This window comes from Bifidobacterium miconisargentati (assembly GCF_019331675.1).
Lineage (GTDB): Bacteria > Actinomycetota > Actinomycetes > Actinomycetales > Bifidobacteriaceae > Bifidobacterium > Bifidobacterium miconisargentati.
This window is the reverse complement of the sequence record NZ_JAHBBJ010000005.1, coordinates 41,367-60,157: the sequence shown is the minus strand read 5'-3', so window position 1 is coordinate 60,157 and position 18,791 is coordinate 41,367. Positions and strand designations below refer to the sequence as shown.

Genomic DNA, 18,791 nt, shown 5'->3' with positions numbered 1-18,791 from the left:
TCTCTGAGGGGAGCTGTCAGCGGTAGCTGACTGAGGGGAGTATTCAACCGTAGGGCTCCCCTCAGTCTCGCTGTGCTCGACAGCTCCCCTCAGAGAGGGGAGCCAGGAGATGTACGGCGACTCAGCTGAGGAGGAGAATCGAGGCCAGGACTAACGTGAGCGACGCCAGACGGTGAAGGTGCGGGGCGGGAGGGGAAGTTGGCGATTCTCGGCCTCGGGGATGGCGATGCCGGGCTCGGAGCAGTAGATGCACCGCCAGTCGTTGGGCGCGATCTTCGAGACCTCGTCGTATGGGCCGGGCATTTCCAGCTGGACCGTGGCTTGCGAGCGCGGCTCGTCGGCGGGATTGATGGCCACGCAGTCGTCACCCACGCGGAACACCACCACCTCGTCCTCGCGCGGCACGATCATGCGCGCACCGCCGAAGTACGCCGGATTGCCGCGCCGCAGACGGATCAGCGCCGCGTAATGGTCCACCAGACCGCTCAACCGCTGCGCACGGCACCAGTCGAGCTGGTTCAGGGCCACGGGACTGCGGAACGAATCGGAGACGCCGTGCTTGGTGCGGGCGAATTCCTCACCGCCCAGCAGGAACGGCACGCCGGCCGCGGTGAACACGACGCCGGCCGCCAGCCGGTTCGACTGCATGAGGTCCTCGCAACGCTCGCCTTCGGCCGCGTAATCGACCTCGGTGGGAATCGGGCGCATGGTGGCGCACAGCTTGTCCCACAGGGTCAGGTCGTCGTGCGCGGACACGTACTGGATGAGCTGGCCGACGGCCGCGGTGCCGCTCAGGGTGCCGCGCCAACCGTCCTCGGCATGACGGATGTCGTCGGCGTAATCGGCGGCCGCGCCGGTCAGGTAGCCGGGCACCTTCTGGTAGAACACATGGCCGCGAACCGCGTCGCGCGTGGAGTCGCAGAACATGCCGATGCGCGGGCTCAGGTACGGCATGCCGCGCTTGTCCGCCAGGATCGTGCCCTTGACGAGCGCGGTCTCGCGGGCGGCCCAGGGCTCGCCATGCATGAGGATGGACGCGCCGCCCGGCAGCTGATCGAGGGCGGTGCGCACGGCGTTCATGGTGTCCACGTCGATGAGGCCCATGAGGTCGAAGCGGAAGCCGTCGATATGGTATTCGCGCGCCCAGTAGGTCACGGAATCCACGATGTACTTGCGCATCATCGGATGCTCGGTGGCCACGTCGTTCGTGCAGGCCGAACCGTCGGCGAAGCTGCCGTCCTCGCGGCGGCGCAGCGCGTAGCCGGGAATCATGCGTTCGAACCAGTTGTCGGTGGAGAACATGTGGTTGTAGACCACGTCCATGATCACCTTGATGCCGGCCGCGTGCAGTGCCTGGATCATCCGCTTGCATTCGCGGATGCGCACCTCGCCGTCGAACGGGTCGGTGCTGTACGAACCTTCGGGGACGTTGTAGTTGAGCGGGTCGTACCCCCAGTTGAAGCCGTGGCGAGGATCGTCGCGCGCGAGGGATTCGTCGATGGAGCCGTAGTCGTAGAACGGCATGAGCTGCACGGCGGTGACGCCGAGACGCTTGAGGTAGGCCACGCAGGTGGGGAATTCGCCGTCGCCGTCCACGCTCGTGTCGTCATAGGTGAATGCGAGGTAGGTGCCGCGGTGCTCGAACGGCACGCCGCTGTGCGGGTCGTTGCTGAAGTCGCCGATGTGGGTCTCCCAGATGACCAGGTCGCGGCTGGGGATGTGCGGACGACGGTCCTGGCCCCAACCGTCCGGATCCGTGCGGGAGAGGTCCACGACCATGCTGCGACGGCCGTTCACGCCGGCCGCTCGGGCCCACGGGTCAGCGGTGCGGTGCTTGGTACCATCGGGGAAACGCACGATGTAGTCGTAGTAGACGCCGTGGCCGATGCCGTCGCAACGGACGATCCAGGTGCCGTCCGCGCCGGGGGCAAGCTCGTAGGTCTCGAAGGGGAAGGCGGCGGGATTGATGGAGATGGGCGTTTCCATCCCCGCCGCCACCACGGATTCGGCATTGTCGACCACGGTCTCCTCGTTCGGAGATCCGGTCTTGAACAGCCGCAGTGTGACGCCACTGGCCGTGGGGGCCCAAACGCGGAACGTGGTGCCTTTGGCGTCCGGGAACGCACCGAGATCATCGTCCTTGTACACCGGGTAATCGGGGCATGGCAGGGCGGTCTCGGCGGGGGTCCAGTCGGCCACGGCCAGTGAAGCGGGTTGCGGCACGGGAAGCTCCTTTCCTTTGGGTATATGAGAATGGCTCCCGGTCAGGCGGCGGGAGCCATTTGGCTATGTATGTGGTGCTACGGGAGGTGGGCATCTGTGGCGAGGCTCCCCTCAGTCAGCTTCGCTGACAGCTCCCCTCGGAGAGGGGAGCCGAGAAAGAAGTCGCCTCCGGCCCTGCAAGAACGGACTCGCTCGGGATGACGCTACCGGAAAGGTCGCCGGACTTCCCACTTAACGGCCTCGCCTCCGGCCCTGCAATTACGGACCGGCCTGCGGCCGGGCTCAATCCGACCTTCGCTCGGCTACCGCCTCGCTCAGGCTGAGCCTACGGACAGTCCACCGGACTGTCCGTTTAACGGCTCAGCCCTTCACCGATCCAGACATCGACTCCTGGTAGAAGCGCTGCATGACGATGAAGAGGATGGCGATCGGGATGGAGATCACCACGGCCGCGGCGGCGAAGCGCGCGTACCAGTTCTGGATGTACTCCTTCTGCAGCATGAGCCACAGGCCCAGGGCCACCGTGTAGTTGGACTGCGTGCGGCAGATCACCTTGGCCATCACGAAGTCGAGCCACGGGGTCAGGAAGCCGATGATGGCCTGGTAGACGATCATGGGCTTGCAGATCGGGATGATGATCTTGTAGAACACCTGCAGGCGGGTGCAGCCGTCGAGCATCGCGGCCTCGTCCAGCGAGGTCGGAATGGTGTCCATGTAGCCCTTCATCACGTAGAAGCCCGCGCCGGAGCCGGCCGAGTAGACCAGGATCAGGGCGATGGTGGTCAGTCCCTCGCTGGTCAGGCCCACGGCCTTGAGGATGAAGTAGATGGCGGAGACGGCCATGATGCCGGGGAACATGCCCAGGATCAGCACCACGTTCATGAAGGTCTTGCGGGTGCGGAAGCGCAGGCGGCTCATGCAGTAGGCCACGGCCAGCACGAACACCACGGAGATGACGCACACGAAGCACGCCACGATGAGCGTGTTCATGAACATCTTCGGGAAGTCGAGCACGGTCTTGTCCGTGAACAGGCCGATGTAGTTGTCGAGCGAGAACTCGGTCGGGAAGAACGTCTTGGTGTACGGCGCGGTGTTCTTGTTGAAGCTTTCCGCGAAGACCCACACGATCGGGATCAGCCAAATCACGGCCATGACGGCCAGGAACAGATGGGAGAGGATGTCTCCCAGGATGCGACGCTTCTTCGCATCATGCATGAGGCTGTGCGATTCAGCCTTCTGAATGCTGTGGTTGCTCATCAGCGGAATGCCTCCTCATTCTTGTAGGAACCGGAGTTGCGGTAGGTGATCAGCGACACCGCCGCGAGGACGATGAACGTCATGATGCCGATGACCGCGCCGAGGTTGTAATCGTTCTTATCGACCGTGAGCTTGTACAGCCAGGTGATGAGCAGGTCGGTGGTGCCGGCGGAATCGCCGATCGGCACCGGGGCACCGCCCGACAGCAGGTAGATGACGTTGAAGTTGTTCACGTTGCCGGTGAACGTGGTGATCAGGTACGGCGTGAGCACGAAGATGATGTACGGCATGGTGATCTGGGTGAAGATCTGCCACCAGTTCGCGCCGTCTAGCTTGGCGGCCTCGTACAGGTCCGCGGGGATGTTCTGCAGGATGCCGGTAATCTGCATGATCGTGTACGGGATGCCGACCCACAGGTTGATGACGATGACCGTGACGCGCGCCCACGTGGTGTTCGTGAAGAACGGCAGCGCCTGGTCGATCCATCCCCACTGCATGAGCAGGCGGTTGATGGCGCCGGTCGGCTGGAGCATGGTGTGCATCACCAGCAGGGACACGAACTGCGGCACGGCGATGGACATGGAGAAGCATGCGCGCCAGAAGCCCTTGAAGCGGGTGGTCTTGCGGTTGATGACCATGGCGAAGAACATGCCGAGGAAGAAGTTGAGGAAGGTGGCGAAGAACGCCCACACCAGGGTCCAGATAGTCACCTGGATGAACAGTCGGGCGCTGACGGTGCCGTTGCCGGTGGAGAACACCTTGCCGAAGTTCTCGAAGCCCACCCAGTCGAAGAGCACCAGATGGTTGCGGTCGTAGCTGGTGAAGGCCATCGAGATCATGAAAATCAGCGGCAGCACGGTGAACACGAGGATGCCGAGGGTCGGCAGGAACATGAGCAGCTGGTAGGCCTTCTCGTCGGTCAGCGCACGCAGGTCGTCCCTGAAGCTCGGGGCCTTGCCGTTCGCACGGACCAGGCATTCGGCCTTGTACGAGCACTTAAGGGAGATGGTCCACAGGTAGACGAACAGGATGCAGGCCACGATGGTGCACACGCCGTACAGCAGGATGACCACGGAGTTGTCGCCCTGGACGTACACCCAGAAGCCGTCCACGAGCTGCTTGCCCTGCTTCTGGGTACCCAGGCTGGGCAGCTTGGACAGGTAGTTCGCGCCGTTCGTGATCATGAACACGATGAACGCGACTTCGAGCGCCAGCAACGCGACGCCCTTGACATACTGCTTGCGGACGATGTTGCCGAGGCCGAAGACGACTGCGGACAGCTTGGTGAACACGTCACCCTTGGTCAGCGCGTTCCTCACCGAATACGGCGAGGGCGCCACATAGTCCGCGCCCATCCTGCGACGGCGCTTCATCTCCCGCGGAGAAAGGGTTGCTGTGGTCATTGCACCCTACCGCCTCTCACGATAACGATTGATGGTTGAAATGGTTGAAAAGTTGGTGGTTTCCCGATGCCGTCCCGTCTGCCGGCCGCAGCCTCGACGCCGCAACCTGCGCTGACCCAAGTAAAGCCCGGACACCGCGTGCACGCTGCCCGAGCTCTGCTTGGCAATGAAGGAGGAGGAGAAACAAGAAGACGAAACCGCTTGGTGGTGCTGGGGATTGCGGGCGAATCGCGGTTCCCCTCATCGCCCGCAACTGGCGTACCTTTGACGGACCTCCAGCACCGGTTTTCAGTTATCTGTTTTCAGTTATGTTCAGTTATAGGTGAGGTTGGGCGGCGTGAAGGAGTGGAGTATTACCGTCGCCCAAGTCTGTGGTTATCGGCCGGGCTGTCACTCGGCGTACTTGCCGACCTGCTTGACCCACTCGTCGGTCTTGGCCTGGGCGTTGTCGGAGGTGACTTCCTTGTTCAGGATGGCGTCGCCGAAGGCCTTGGCCGGATCCCACCAGGAGCCCATACCGGCCAGGCCGGACTGCAGGATGGCGGTGTTGGCCATGGTGTTGGTCTGGGCGATGGCGACCGGGTCATCGGTGGTCAGGCTGGACAGGGACTTGTCGGTCGGGATGATGTTGCGCAGCTCGTAGTGCAGCTTCTGGGACTCGGTGGAGCCGAGGTAGGCGGCGAACTGGGCGGCGGCCTTCGGGTTCTTGGCGTTCGGGTTGTAGGCGGCGGCCTTGGTGGCGGCGAAGGACTTCATCTGCTTGGTCTGGCCGTTCACGGTGAAGGTCGGCAGCTGGGCGGCGCCGAAGTTGTCGCCGAGGGCCTTCTTGATGTCCGAAGCGGACCAGGAGCCGGAGAAGAAGGCCTTGACGGTGCCTTCGGTCATCTCGGACAGGCCGGAGTTATCGGAGCTGTTGTGGAAGTTCGGGTTGGCGGCGAGGTCGACCAGGTACTTGGAGATGTCGCCGGCGTCCTTCGGGAAGACCATGCCGGCGCTTTCGTCGGTGCCATTCTCGCCGAAGAGCTGCAGGCCGTCATAGAAGCCGCCGATGTACCAGGAATCGTTGAGCGGGAAGGAGACGGCGGCCTTGGAGATCATGGTGTCGAGGCTCTTGATGTCCTCGTCGGAGAAGGCGGACTTGTCGTAGTACATGAACCAGGTGTTGTCCGTGTAGGGCACGCCGTAGTACTTGCCGTCGGTACCGGTCATGGAGGCGACTTCCAGATCGCCGTTCTGCTCCTTGAGCTGCTTGACGGCGTCGGTGCCGAGCTCGCCGATGCCCTGGACCTTCATGAGGGCGCCGAGCTGATCGGAGGCGAACATGTAGACGTCGGCGGCGGCGGTCGGGTCGGTCTGGACCTTGGTGGAGGCGTCGCCCTCGGAGACCACGTCGTTCTTCCACGTGATCTTGTACTCCGGGTGATCCTTCTCGAAGTTGGCCTCGACCTGGGTGAGCCAGGCCTCGGAGCCGTCATCGCCCTTGGCCTGATCCTCCTGCGGGGCCCAGACGCTCAGGGTGACGTCCTCGGTGCCGGCGGTGGAGGAGCCACCGTTGCCGGAGTCGGAGCCGCCGCAAGCGGCGAGCGGCATGAGCATGGCCACGGCGGCGGTGAGGCCGAGAGCCTTCTTCCAGTTGATCTTCATTGATCGGCCCTTTCTTTCTCTGTTCTTGGCCGGTTACGTCCAAAGTTCTTGATTCGATGCACACGTTCTCAATCCATCACTGGATATCGTGTTGCATACGCTTGCATCTTCTTGGTTTTGCCTAGAAATGTTTCGTGTTTGCAACGCTGCGGAACATCGTTGGCTGTAAGTGTACCACGGTTTTGCATACGTTGGCAATTCGTGCCGAGCGACTATTATTGCAATCGATAGGCAATGCCCGGGAACCCGCGCAAACAAAGGAGTTTCAATGACCGACCACGCACGACACGCCCAGGAATCCCCCCGTACCTTCGCACGACCGGACTGGCTTTCGGGGGCACGGTTCTACGAGATTTATCCGCAGAGCTTCGCTGATTCCAACGGCGATGGCATCGGCGACATCCCCGGCATCACCGGCAAGCTGGACTACATAGCCGGGCTCGGATGCAACGCGCTGTGGATCAACCCGTGCTACGACTCCCCCTTCAAGGACGCCGGCTACGACGTGTGCGACTACACCCGCGTGGCCGCGCGCTACGGCACCAACGACGACCTCGTCGCCCTGTTCGAGGCGGCCCACGAACGCGGCATGCACGTGCTGCTCGACCTGGTGCCCGGCCACACCAGCGAGGAGCACGCCTGGTTCCGTGCCTCGGGCCAGGCCGCCCCCGCCGACCGCATCACGGACGGGGAGAACGTCTCCGAACGGTACATCTGGACCGACTGCTGGATCTCCGGCGGCGACGGACTGCCGTTCATCGGCGGCGAGGCCGGGCGTGACGGCACCTATATCCTCAATTTCTTCAAGTGCCAGCCGGCGCTCAACTACGGCTTCGCGCACCCGAAGCACGCCTGGCAGAAGCCGGCGCTCGGCCCGGACGCCCTCGCCACCTGCGAGGCGCTGCTGGATGTGATGCGCTTCTGGCTCTCGCGCGGGGCGGACGGTTTCCGCGTGGACATGGCGGACAGCCTGGTCAAGCACGACGACGGGGGCAAGCCCTTCACCATCCGCACCTGGCAGTACCTGTTCTCGAAAATCCGCCCCGAATTCCCCGAGGCCGCGTTCGTCTCCGAATGGGGGCGGCCGTACGAGTCGATGCAGGCCGGGTTCGACATGGACTTCTACCTCGACTGGCGCTGGGACGGCAACCCGAACGGCTACAACATGCTGCTGCGCAACACGGATACGCCGCTCACGCACAAGGGTGACGCCAGCTACTTCAACGCCGACTCGGACACCTCCATCGCGCCGTTCCTCGACCAGTACCTGCCGCAGCTGCGCGACGCCGAACGTGCGGGAGGCCTGTTCGACCTCATCACCTGCAATCACGACACCCTGCGCACAGGCCAGCGCCTGACCGAACGCGAACGCAAAGTGGCGTACGGCATGCTCATGACCATGCCGGGCTGCCCGTTCCTCTACTACGGCGACGAGATCGGCATGCGCTACCGTCCGCTGCCCACCAAGGAGGGCGGCTACACGCGCACCGGCAGCCGCACGCCGATGCAGTGGGAGGCCGGTGCGGCGAACCTCGGGTTCTCCACGGCGGATGCCGATGAGCTGTACCTGCCGGTCGACCCGTCACCGGATGCGCCGACCGTTTCGGGCGAGGAGGCGCGCGCCGATTCGCTGCTGCACTGGGTGCGTTCGGTGCTGACGCTGCGGGCCGTGCAGCCGGCGCTGGATGCGGACGCCGGATTCGATGTGGTCGCCGCGCCGGCCGAGGGGCGCGCGTTCGCGTATCTGCGCCGTCCGAACGGCGATGGTGCCGACGGCACCGACGGCGCAGCGCATGGCGAGCCCGCCCGGATCCTGTTCATCGCGATGAACCCCAGCCGTGCGGACGCGCAGGTCGCAATGCCGTCCGGAGAGCTGGCAGGCGACGCATCCGTGCTGCTGGGGCTGGGCGAGCCGTCCATTGACGGCGGACTGCTCACCCTTCCCCCGCAATCATTCGCGGTGATCGGGTGACGATGCCGAGGCGTTCATCCCCAACGCACCGACGTATTGCAATCGTTGTCAAAATGAGTTACCGTTGAAGGCAGCACAGCAAGCACATTGGTCTGTCAGATTACCGAAACCTCAGCGAAGAGCGGCATTCGAACAGCAATGCAAACGAACAGCAACCTTCAGCCAACAAAGGAGTCCACATGACTGACGCGCGCACTCATGAAGCAGCAACCACCGATACCGGCACCGTCCAACGCACCGAAAGCGCGCAGCGTCTGGCCCGACCGCTCATCAGGCTTGCCAAGGCCTGCGGACTGGCTACCTCGTTCATCGACCAGCTCGGCACCTACACCGAAATCAGCGACGACGCGCTGGTGGCGGTGTTGAAGGCGCTGGATGTGGACGCCTCGACCCCGGAGGCCATCGACCAGTCCATGGAGCAGCTGGAGGAAGCAAACAGCAAACGTTTGCTGGCCCCGACCGTCGTCGCCTACGTCGGACAGACCACCACCATCGCGCTGAACTGCCCGGCGGACGCGGACGTCACCGCGACCGTGACCTTGGAGAGCGGCGAACCGTACGACGGCGCGACCGTGCTGCCCGACCTGAATTCCGGCCACCCGATTCTGAGTCTCGCCAACGACCTGCCGATGGGATACCACGCGCTCGACGTGCAGGCGGACGGGCGCGAGGGTCACGCCACCATCATCGCCGCACCGGCCCGCATCCCCGTGCCGTCCAAGGTGGCCGAGCAGCAGCGCTGGGGCTGGATGACGCAGATGTACTCCGTGCGTTCCCATGATTCGTGGGGCGTGGGCGACTACGGCGACCTCAAGCGTCTGCTCGTCGACGCCGCGCACGAATCCGGCGCGGACTTCATGCTCATCAACCCGATCCATGCCGGCGCGCCGATTCCGCCACTCGAGCCTTCGCCGTATCTGCCGGAATCGCGTCGATTCCTCAACGTGACGTACATCCGCCCGCAGGACATCCCCGAGTACGAGACGCTGCCGGCCGACGTCAAGGCGAAGGTTGACGAGCTGCATGCCTCGGTGGCCGCGCGCAACGACGAGGCGACCCCAATGGATATCAACGCGGCGTGGTCCGCCAAGCGGCCGGCGCTGCGTCTCATCTTCGACGCGGGTCGCAACGCCAAGCGCGAGTTGGAATTCGAGCATTTCAAGGCCACCGCCGGCCCGGATCTCGACTCCTTTGCCACGTGGTGCCTGTGCTTCGAGGTGTGGGGCGCGCCGTGGGGCGAGAACCGCTGGTTCTTCGAGAAGCGCATCGACGACCCGGCCGTCCAGCAGCTGGTGGAGGAGCACCACGACCTGTTTGAGTTCAACCGCTGGCTGCAGTGGATCGCGGCCGAGCAGGTGACCGCCGCGCAGCAGGCGGCCACGGAAAGCGGCATGGCGCTGGGCCTCATGCAGGACATGGCCGTGGGCGTGCATGGCCTCGGCGCGGACGCCTGGGCCAACCCGGAGCGTTTCGCCACCGGCTCGGTGACGGTGGGCTGCCCGCCGGACTTCTACAACCAGCAGGGCCAGGATTGGGGCCAGCCCCCGTTCAATCCGCGCTATCTGGAGGCCACCGGCTACCAGGTCTACCGTGAGATGGTGCATTCGATGTACGAGCATGCGGGTGCCGTGCGCATCGACCATGTGCTCGGCCTGTTCCGCCTGTGGTGGATCCCGCAGGGCCTTGGCGCCAGGAACGGCGCGTACGTGATGTACAACCACGAGGCGATGCTCGGCGTGCTGGCCATCGAGGCCACGCGCGTGGGCGGCATGGTCATCGGCGAGGATCTGGGCACCGTGCCCGATTACGTGCGCCGCATCCTGGCCGATCACGGCGTGCTCGGCACCGATGTGGAATGGTTCTCGCGCGTGGACGATTCACCGAATGCGGGCGATCCGTACAAGGAGCCGGGCGAATACCGCAAGCAGGCGCTGGCCTCGGTGACCACGCACGACCTGCCGCCGACCGCCGGCTATCTGAACTTCGAGTACGTCAAGCTGCGCGAGGAGCTGCATCTGCTCAGCGAGCCGGTGGAGGCATTCGCGGCCTCGGCGATGGCCGAGCGCACGGCCATGATGAACCGTCTGGTGGAAAACGGCTATATTACGGCTTCGGTGGCCGCGGATGTGGAAGACCATATCCAGGAGATCGTGGAGGCGATGCATGCGATGCTCACCGATACGCCGTCGCTGCTGCTGCAGGCGGCGCTGGTGGACGGTGTGGGCGAGACCCGCTCGCAGAACCAGCCCGGCACCTCGTACGAGTACTCGAACTGGCGCGTGCCACTGGCCGACGGCGACGGCCATGTGGTGCACACTGACGAGGTGTTCTCGCTGCCGCGCGTCCTCTCGCTGTCCGCGGTGATGCAGCGCAAGCGCTGGTAGTCGCGCCTCTTCACGGCGCATGGTTGCTTCATTCATTACGTGATAGCAGTCATGCGCCGTTCATGTACCCCTTAGCAGTGCAAACAACAGTCATTACACAGGAGAGAAAGATGAACCAGCACATAACCCCCCCTAAGCGCAACGGGAAATCAATCGTTTCACGGCTAGCCGGATTCATCGTCGCAGCAACAGTACTCTTTGCCGGTGCCGCACCGGCAATTGCCGACGATCAGCCGCCACACCTTCCATCACAAAACGATGCTAGTGGAGCTATTACAACCGTCACCGACGAAGATTCACTCCGCAAAGCCATCGACGATGGCGGAACGATTCAGCTCGAAGATGACATCACCCTGACTTCCACGCTGGAAATCACCAAATCGGTTACGCTTACCGGCACAGCGGAGCATACAATCACCGCTGACCCCAATATCCGCACCTGGATTCATGAAAACGCTGGCATGGATGGCGATTACGGCACTATCATCCATATATCATCTACTGGCTCACTCATACTGGACAACAATGCAGTTCTGGACGGCAAAGATAACGTATATGCCAGCACCCGTCTAATCGTCGCCGAGGGCGGACTTACACTCACCGGCGGCCAAATTCGTAACTTTACTATGAATGGCAGCTTCGATTATGCCATTGCCTTGGACGGCGCAGACGCCAACCTCACCGTCAATGACGGGGCAATCACATCCAATACGGCACAAACCTATGCCGGCGCCTTGATTGGTCTCGGTCACGGTGCCACCATGACCATGACAGGCGGCACCATTAGCAACAACAGCAACGTAGATACGAGCACCACTAAGGAAAACCTTCAAACGCGCTGGACCTCGTACGGCAAGGATTCGGCTCGTAACGATCCTCCCGGAATCAACAACGCCATTATCGACGTGACTCACGCACTCGCCGCGGAAATCAACGAAAAGGCATTGGGAGAGGAATCTGACGAAGCACCGGCTTCCTTCACATTTACCGGTGGCACCATAAGCAATAATTTCTCTGATGCAACTGTACGTATCGGCGATTATAACAGCGGCATTATGCCCGGATATGAATCCGCTGAGACCACCTACACCGCCGGTCCTGCAACTATGACTATGTCTGGAACAGCCACCATTACCAACAACATCGCCACAACCAATGGAGGCGGTATTTGCGTGTGGGCCGCGGGTTCCTTCACGATGGATGGCGGTGTCATCAGTGGGAACGCCTCTGAGAACGGTGGCGGAATCGCTGTAATTGACACCTATTCCATGGGCACATACGGAATCGGCGGAAATCGAGTTGTTCGGTCAAGTACCCTTGAGGAATGGATCGAATACCATGGCGCACATTTCGAGATGAATGGCGGCACCATCACCAATAACCATGCTGACGTTGGTTGGCAAGGTGTTGGCGGAGGCGTGTACATTTCGGCCGAAGGCGCCGAATTGAATGCCGGCAAAATCACCAGCAACTCCGTCGGCGGTACCAGCGGCGCAGCACAGGGCGGCGGCGTGTACATCACCGCACTGCCATATACCGCATACCTCAATAACACATTGGTTACCAACAACGCCGCGAGCGAACTGGGTGGCGGCCTATGGCTGTGCCCTACCGGCAAGGCTACCAATTATGTGCGAAACGGCGGCGCAGTCCTCGGCAATACCGCGGCCAAGGCCGGCGACGATGTTGTCTCATTGAATCACGAACGTCAAGCCAATAATCCAGACGGCGGCCTCACTGTCTACAACCGTACACTGGGCAATCAAACCGTTGACTGGTATCGAGACGGCGGCATTACCTTCGATAAATCGGATTGGCTGGGCCAAGCCGATTCCGTCACGCCACGATATAACGCGAGTGTCTCTAATAACGACAAGGTCGGCGGAACCATCGTCAATAATCAAACCGATATTGCACTCAAGGCTGTGCCGGTTAAGCACTCCATCGAGGAGGCTGTGAAGCTCGCCCGAGCGGATGCCAAGTTGTTCATCGAAGACAATTCTGCACCTTGGGGCGCCGGCATCGGCTCGAACGGTATTGTGCAATTCGGTGAGAATTTTGCGTTCAAAAAGGTGGATGCGGAAGGTAAGAGCATTGCCGGAGCGCAGTTCAAGATTACATCTGACGCCGATGCAACTAATCCACTTGCGTTCACCGACGCGGGCAACGGCAAATACACGTATGCCAGTGTCGCTTCCAATGGCACCACTTCCACTCTTATCACACCGGAGAACGGCGTAATCACGCTCAACGGTGTACCGGCAGGAACATACACCGTGACCGAAACCAAGCAGGCTGACGGCTTTGATTCGCCGGCCCCGAATTGGCCTTCCTTCACAGTAAAAATCGCGGCGGACGGCACCATCACCTATTCAAAGGACACCCAGCAAAAGCTGGTCAGCTTGGATGACGGCGAACATTACGAAGGCAGTAGTGACATTGACTCCTGTTCCACAGCTGCCGCCGGTGTAACTGTCTGTGCACCTGTGGTGAAGAACACGAAGAGCGAGACCCCGCCACCCACTCCGCCTACGCCAACGGAGCCGAACACTGAACTGACCATTCCAGGAGTCAAACATCTAAGCGGCAGGGATCTGCAGGCCGGCGAGTTCAATTTCGTCATCCAGACCGTAACGCCGAACGATGCCCCATTACCGACCGTCACTACAGTATCCAACGCCGCGAACGGCGATTTCTCATTCGGCCCGATTCACTATACCGAATCGGATCTGAATGGTACGAACACCGCCACATTCACATACAAGGTCACGGAGGTAAACGGCTCCTCCACCGGGGTGACCTACGATAATACGGTTTACACCGTCACGGTCACTCTGAATAAGACCAGTGGAAAGCTCAAGGCTTCCTATGTAATAAAGGACGCGAATGGCGACACAGCCGATACCTTGGCCTTTAAAAACACCTATACGCCGGAGGAGCCCGAAGAACCGAACCACCCAGGGAAACCAGAGGAGCCCAACAAGCCTAACCAACCCAACAAGCCTAACCAACCCGAGAAGCCAGAGCAGCCGCAGACCCCGCAACGACCAAAGTTGCCGCCCACTGGCGCAGCAATTCTTTCAGCGGTCATGGTCACCGGCATTTGCGCAATTACTGGCGTATCACTGCAAATAATCCGGAAAAGGACGCACCAATAAGTAAATGAATGAATAATAATGCGGCGTACGCAAGAAGATTCCCTCACCTTTGTGGAGGAATCTTCTTGCGTACGCCGCATTATTATTCACAGACATAAGATGTCTATTCACCACACCAGTGCTCATGATATCGTTGTCACAGCTATGACGATTCCGATGACGGCGAAAGCGGGGCGGCGATGACCAAGGCAAGCATTCAGGCGGTGGCGCGGGAGGCCGGCGTCTCCGTATCCACCGTGTCCCGCACCTTCGCCAAGCCGGACCTGGTGCTTCCCGAGACGCGCGACAAGGTGATGGCCGCGGCCGAAAAGCTGGACTACTCCGTCTCCCGTTCGGCGGCCGCGCTGAAGTCCGGCCAATCGTTCCGCGTGGCGCTGCTGGCCAGCGAGACCATCACCACCTGGTTCAACTCGAACATCTTCGCCGGCCTCGACTCCACGCTACGTCCCGCCGGGTATGACACCGTGGTGTATCCGATGAGCAATGCGGACGAGCGCCGCAGTTTCTTCGAGGATCTGCCCGTGCGCCGCAACGCCGACGCGGTGATCGTGAGCTCCTTCAACATCGAGCCGGCCGAGGTGGAGCGTCTCAAGCACATGCATGTGCCGATCATCGGCATCAACATCCCCTCCACCGAGGGTTTCGATGCGGCCGTGAGCATCGACGACCGCGCGGCCACACGCGCCGCCAGCGAGCACCTCATCGCGCTGGGGCATCGCAGCATCGCCTACGTGGGCGGCACCCGATCCCGGACAACCATGCGCTACAGCGCCGAATCGCGCCTGCAGGGACTTCTGGACGCCACCGCCACGCATCCGGGCGTTTCCGTGCGGTCCATCGAGGTGCCGCGCGACACCGGCGAGACCAATGCGGCGCTCAACGCCGTGCTCACCGCGACGCCCGGCGTTACCGCGTTCTGCTTCTGCGACGACGACATGGCCCTGCCGGTGCTGTACCGTCTGCGTCAGTACGGCCGCCGCGTGCCGCAGGATCTTTCGATCATCGGGTTCGACGACGTGCCGATGGCTCAGTCGGCGGGCCTGACCACGCTGCACCAGGACCCGTTCGCGATGGGGCAGGACGCCGGTCGCATGACGCTGGCCGCCATCGCCGGGGAGCCCATCGAGCCGGCGTTCCGCCAGCCCGCGACGCCGCTGATGCTGCGCGAAACAACCGCCCCTCCCCTGGCCGCCCGGGCTTAGGCGCAAACGGAACGGATTTCAGCCAAAATCGCCATGACGACGTTGCCACCGCGAAACGCCGAATGGCGATTTTTATTTGTGTCATTTGCATGATATCGTTGTCATCAACAAAGCCAATGGTACGACCGTCCACCCTACGGAAACGGCCGGGCGCCGCCAACGCAACGCAGCACCTCCCAAGCACCACCCACAACGGAAAGGACGCATTCCATGACCGCGAACAACCTGAACGACGACTGGTGGAAGCAGGCCGTCGTCTACCAGATCTACCCGCGCTCCTTCAAGGACGTCAACGGCGACGGCCTCGGCGACATCGCCGGCGTCACCGAGAAAATCGACTACCTGAAGCGCCTCGGCATCGACGCCATCTGGCTCTCCCCCTTCTACCCCTCCGACCTCGCGGACGGCGGCTACGACGTGATCGACTACCGCAACGTGGACCCGCGCCTGGGCACCATGGACGACTTCGACGCCATGGCCACGGCCGCGCACGACGCCGGCATCAAGGTGATCGTGGACATCGTGCCGAACCACACCGCCGACAAGCACGTCTTCTTCCAAGAGGCGCTGGCCGCGGCCCCCGGCTCTCCCGCGCGCGACCGCTACATCTTCCGTGACGGCCGCGGCGAGCACGGCGAGCTGCCGCCGAACGACTGGCAGTCCTTCTTCGGCGGCCCGGCCTGGCAGCGCGTCGAGGACGGCCAGTGGTACCTGCACCTGTTCGACAAGGCGCAGCCGGACGTGAACTGGAAGAACCCGGACATCCACGAGGAGTTCAAGAAGACCCTGCGCTTCTGGTCCGACCACGGCGCCGACGGCTTCCGCATCGACGTGGCGCACGGCCTGGCCAAGGACCTCGAATCCAAGCCGCTTGAGGAGCTGGGCCGCGAGTACAACGTGGTGGGCGTGCTCTGCCACGACTTCTCCCACCCGCTGTTCGACCGCCGCGAGGTGCATGACATCTACCGCGAGTGGCGCCAGGTGTTCAACGAGTACAACCCGCCGCGCTTCGCCGTGGCCGAGGCCTGGGTGGTGCCCGAGCACCAGCACCTGTACGCCTCCCCGGACGAGCTGGGCCAGTCGTTCAACTTCGATTTCGCCGAGGCCAACTGGTTCGCGGACGAGTTCCGCTCCGCCATCGCCGCCGGACTCAAAGCCGCCGAGGAAACCGGCGGTTCCACCACCACGTGGGTGATGAACAACCACGACGTGCCGCGCAGCCCCTCCCGCTACGGCCTGCCGCAGGTCAAGGGCGCGCCTTACCACCAGCTGCCGCACGACTGGCTGCTGCGCAACGGCTCCACCTACCCGGAGAACCGCGAGCTGGGCACCAAGCGCGCCCGCGCCGCAGCGCTGATGGAGCTGGGCCTGCCGGGCGCCGCGTACATCTACCAGGGCGAGGAGCTGGGCCTGTTCGAGGTGGCGGACATCCCGTGGGACCACCTGGAGGATCCGACCGCCTTCCACACCAACCAGGCCACGATGGACAAGGGCCGCGACGGGTGCCGCGTGCCGCTGCCGTGGACCGCCTCCGACGAACCGACCCTGGCCGATTTCAGCCTGCCGATTCCGGCCGATGACGGCACCGGTGAGAACCATGTGCCGCTGTGCGCCGCCGGTCAGTTCGGCACGGGCGCGTCCTTCGGCTTCTCCCCCGCCGAGCGCGCCGACGGTACGCCGGCCGCCGACCCGCACCTGCCGCAGCCTCTGTGGTTCAAGGACTTCGCCGTGGACACCGAGGAGGCCGATCCGGATTCGATGCTTGCGCTGTACCATGCGGCGCTGGCGATCCGTCAGGAGTCGCTGACCGCCACGCGCGATACGTCCGCCTCCCAGGTGGACATGGGCGATGATGTGGTGGCGTACACCCGTGCCGCGGTGGATGGCCGCACGTTCACGTCCGTGACGAACTTCGGCGCCGACCCGGTGGCCCTGCCCGAAGGCGATGTGGCGCTGACGTCCGGCCCGTTGACCGCCGATGGCCAGCTGCCGACCGATACCTCCGCGTGGGTCATCAAGTAGACACGACGTCTACGCTGATTGGTTTGCCCCCAAAGGGGCCGACCGGTGGATAGGTAGCCAGCCTCGGTCAAACTGGCATATTGCATAAGGCCGTTGCTCCGAACGAATCGGAGCAACGGCCTTATGCGTCATACGCCACTCATCGCTTTCGTTCAATCTCCTGCACGAACAGGTCGAAATCGGAAAGCTGTGCATCATTGAACTTGCGGAATTCCGCCATCGCCTTGGCATCCGCCTGCTTTTTGCTCACCGTGCCCTTGCCTTGCAACGATTGTCCGCCGGTAAACAGGATGTATTGGTTGCACAGCTCAATGCATTGCTCCATGGTGGTGGTCTGGTGGTTGCGCACACGCAGTTCCGCCGCATCCAGAAAGCCGGATACCAATTGGTTGAGATGGCTGAGTTCATCTTCGCTGAGATAGTTCTTGGCTACTGTGACATCCGAGGAATGGATCTTGCCTTCGGGAGCGCCTTTCCATGTGGTCAATCCCATATGCGGTTTGTCGGCGTCAACGCGCTCGTCGATGATCTCAGCAGCGGTATGACCGCTCACGGCATAGTGGAACCGGTTCTGCACATTGGCGAAGAAGTCCCGCGCCGCTTGGCTTTTCGGGTCGTAATCCACACTGATGTCCTGGAACAGATCCGTGATTTTCTGGTAGAAACGGCGCTCGCTAGCACGGATATCCCGGATACGACGCAGCAGTTCATCGAAGTAGTCCTCGCCGAACGGACGGCCGTTTTTCAGCATGTCGTCATTGAGCACGAAGCCTTTGATGATGTACTCACGCAAGGTTTTGGTGGCCCACTGACGGAAGCGCGTGGCTTTCAAGCTATTGACTCTGTAGCCAACCGCAATGATGGCGTCGAGGTTGTAGAATGCCACCTCTCTGCACACTTTACGGCTACCTTCCTGCCGGACTATTTCCATTTTGGAAATAGTTGCCCCTTCATCCAGCTCACCTTCTTCGTAAATATGCGATAGGTGCTTTGAGATATTGGGCACATTGACATCGAACAGCTCCGCCATGGCCTTCTGCGTCAGCCAGAATGTCTCGTCTTCATAACGCACCTGGACCGGTACGTTACGACCGTCATCCTGATACAGAACGATATTGGCCTCCACCTCGGCATCGAAGTTCTCCGAATCATGCTTTTCGCTCATGATGTTCATCCCCTTTCGAAAGAAAATCGGTCTCTCGCTCCAATTCACGGAGCACATCGGCAGGATCCTTGCCGAAGAATCGACATAATGAGGTGAATTCCAAAAGCGTCGGAGTGCCGTTTCGTTGCCGGAAAATATCGATGATGCGACTATGCGTCATGTTCGTACCGGCACCGATACGGCGGTATGACGGCGTATCGTCCGACTCCTCACGAAGTCTCACGAAATACTGTGCCGTCAACCGTTCCAGTTCGCTCCATTGTCTGCCTTTGACTGCCATATATCCACCCTACAATAGGGGTTGAATATTCTTCCAAGAGTGAACGTGCGCATCGAATACAGGAAGGCCGCCAGTCCGAAT

11 protein-coding genes are annotated in these 18,791 nt (G+C 62.0%); 5 read left to right on the top strand and 6 right to left on the bottom strand.

Translation table 11 applies throughout. From position 1 onward, the window contains the following. Positions 1-150: 150 nt before the first annotated feature. The 4 genes from pulA to KIH81_RS04285 all read right to left on the bottom strand — a co-directional run bounded on the left by pulA (position 151) and on the right by KIH81_RS04285 (position 6,527). Positions 151-2,223, bottom strand: a complete 2,073-nt coding sequence (pulA, locus tag KIH81_RS04300; RefSeq protein ID WP_338024737.1) for a type I pullulanase — start codon at positions 2,221-2,223, stop codon at positions 151-153. Positions 2,224-2,583: 360 nt separating this feature from the next. Further along, positions 2,584-3,480 carry a sugar ABC transporter permease gene (locus KIH81_RS04295; RefSeq protein ID WP_109056012.1) on the bottom strand — a complete coding sequence of 299 codons (897 nt, stop codon included), beginning with the start codon at positions 3,478-3,480 and terminating at the stop codon, positions 2,584-2,586. Continuing rightward, positions 3,480-4,853, bottom strand: a complete 1,374-nt coding sequence (locus KIH81_RS04290; protein WP_214304310.1) for a carbohydrate ABC transporter permease — start codon at positions 4,851-4,853, stop codon at positions 3,480-3,482. The genes KIH81_RS04295 and KIH81_RS04290 overlap by 1 nt, the downstream gene beginning before the upstream one ends. Positions 4,854-5,273: 420 nt before the next feature. Then, positions 5,274-6,527 (bottom strand): extracellular solute-binding protein, encoded by a 1,254-nt coding sequence (locus KIH81_RS04285; protein ID WP_214304233.1) that lies wholly within the window; start codon positions 6,525-6,527, stop codon positions 5,274-5,276. A 268-nt stretch (positions 6,528-6,795) separates the two neighbouring features. Between KIH81_RS04285 and KIH81_RS04280 the strand changes: the two genes are divergently transcribed. The 5 genes from KIH81_RS04280 (at position 6,796) to KIH81_RS04260 (ending at position 17,265) form a co-directional block, all read left to right on the top strand. Then, positions 6,796-8,499: an alpha-amylase family glycosyl hydrolase gene (locus tag KIH81_RS04280; RefSeq protein WP_214304232.1), complete on the top strand. Its 1,704-nt coding sequence runs from the start codon at positions 6,796-6,798 to the stop codon at positions 8,497-8,499. A gap of 179 nt (positions 8,500-8,678) precedes the next feature. Then, positions 8,679-10,883 carry a 4-alpha-glucanotransferase gene (gene malQ, locus KIH81_RS04275; RefSeq protein WP_214304231.1) on the top strand — a complete coding sequence of 735 codons (2,205 nt, stop codon included), beginning with the start codon at positions 8,679-8,681 and terminating at the stop codon, positions 10,881-10,883. A 110-nt stretch (positions 10,884-10,993) separates the two neighbouring features. Then, positions 10,994-14,041, top strand: coding sequence for a Spy0128 family protein (locus KIH81_RS04270; RefSeq protein ID WP_214304230.1), 3,048 nt, complete (start codon positions 10,994-10,996; stop codon positions 14,039-14,041). A 179-nt stretch (positions 14,042-14,220) separates the two neighbouring features. Next, positions 14,221-15,243, top strand: coding sequence for a LacI family DNA-binding transcriptional regulator (locus KIH81_RS04265; protein ID WP_214304229.1), 1,023 nt, complete (start codon positions 14,221-14,223; stop codon positions 15,241-15,243). Positions 15,244-15,453: 210 nt separating this feature from the next. After that, positions 15,454-17,265, top strand: a complete 1,812-nt coding sequence (locus tag KIH81_RS04260) for a glycoside hydrolase family 13 protein (RefSeq protein WP_214304228.1) — start codon at positions 15,454-15,456, stop codon at positions 17,263-17,265. Positions 17,266-17,404: 139 nt separating this feature from the next. Here KIH81_RS04260 and KIH81_RS04255 read toward each other — a convergent pair whose 3' ends face one another. Together KIH81_RS04255 and KIH81_RS04250 are read right to left on the bottom strand one after the other, a co-directional pair. Further along, positions 17,405-18,430 carry a virulence RhuM family protein gene (locus KIH81_RS04255; protein ID WP_214304227.1) on the bottom strand — a complete coding sequence of 342 codons (1,026 nt, stop codon included), beginning with the start codon at positions 18,428-18,430 and terminating at the stop codon, positions 17,405-17,407. Then, complete coding sequence (locus KIH81_RS04250; protein ID WP_214304226.1) at positions 18,414-18,710, bottom strand: hypothetical protein; 297 nt, start codon at positions 18,708-18,710, stop codon at positions 18,414-18,416. Before KIH81_RS04250 ends, KIH81_RS04255 begins: the two co-directional genes overlap by 17 nt. Between the last annotated feature and the right edge of the window lie 81 nt (positions 18,711-18,791).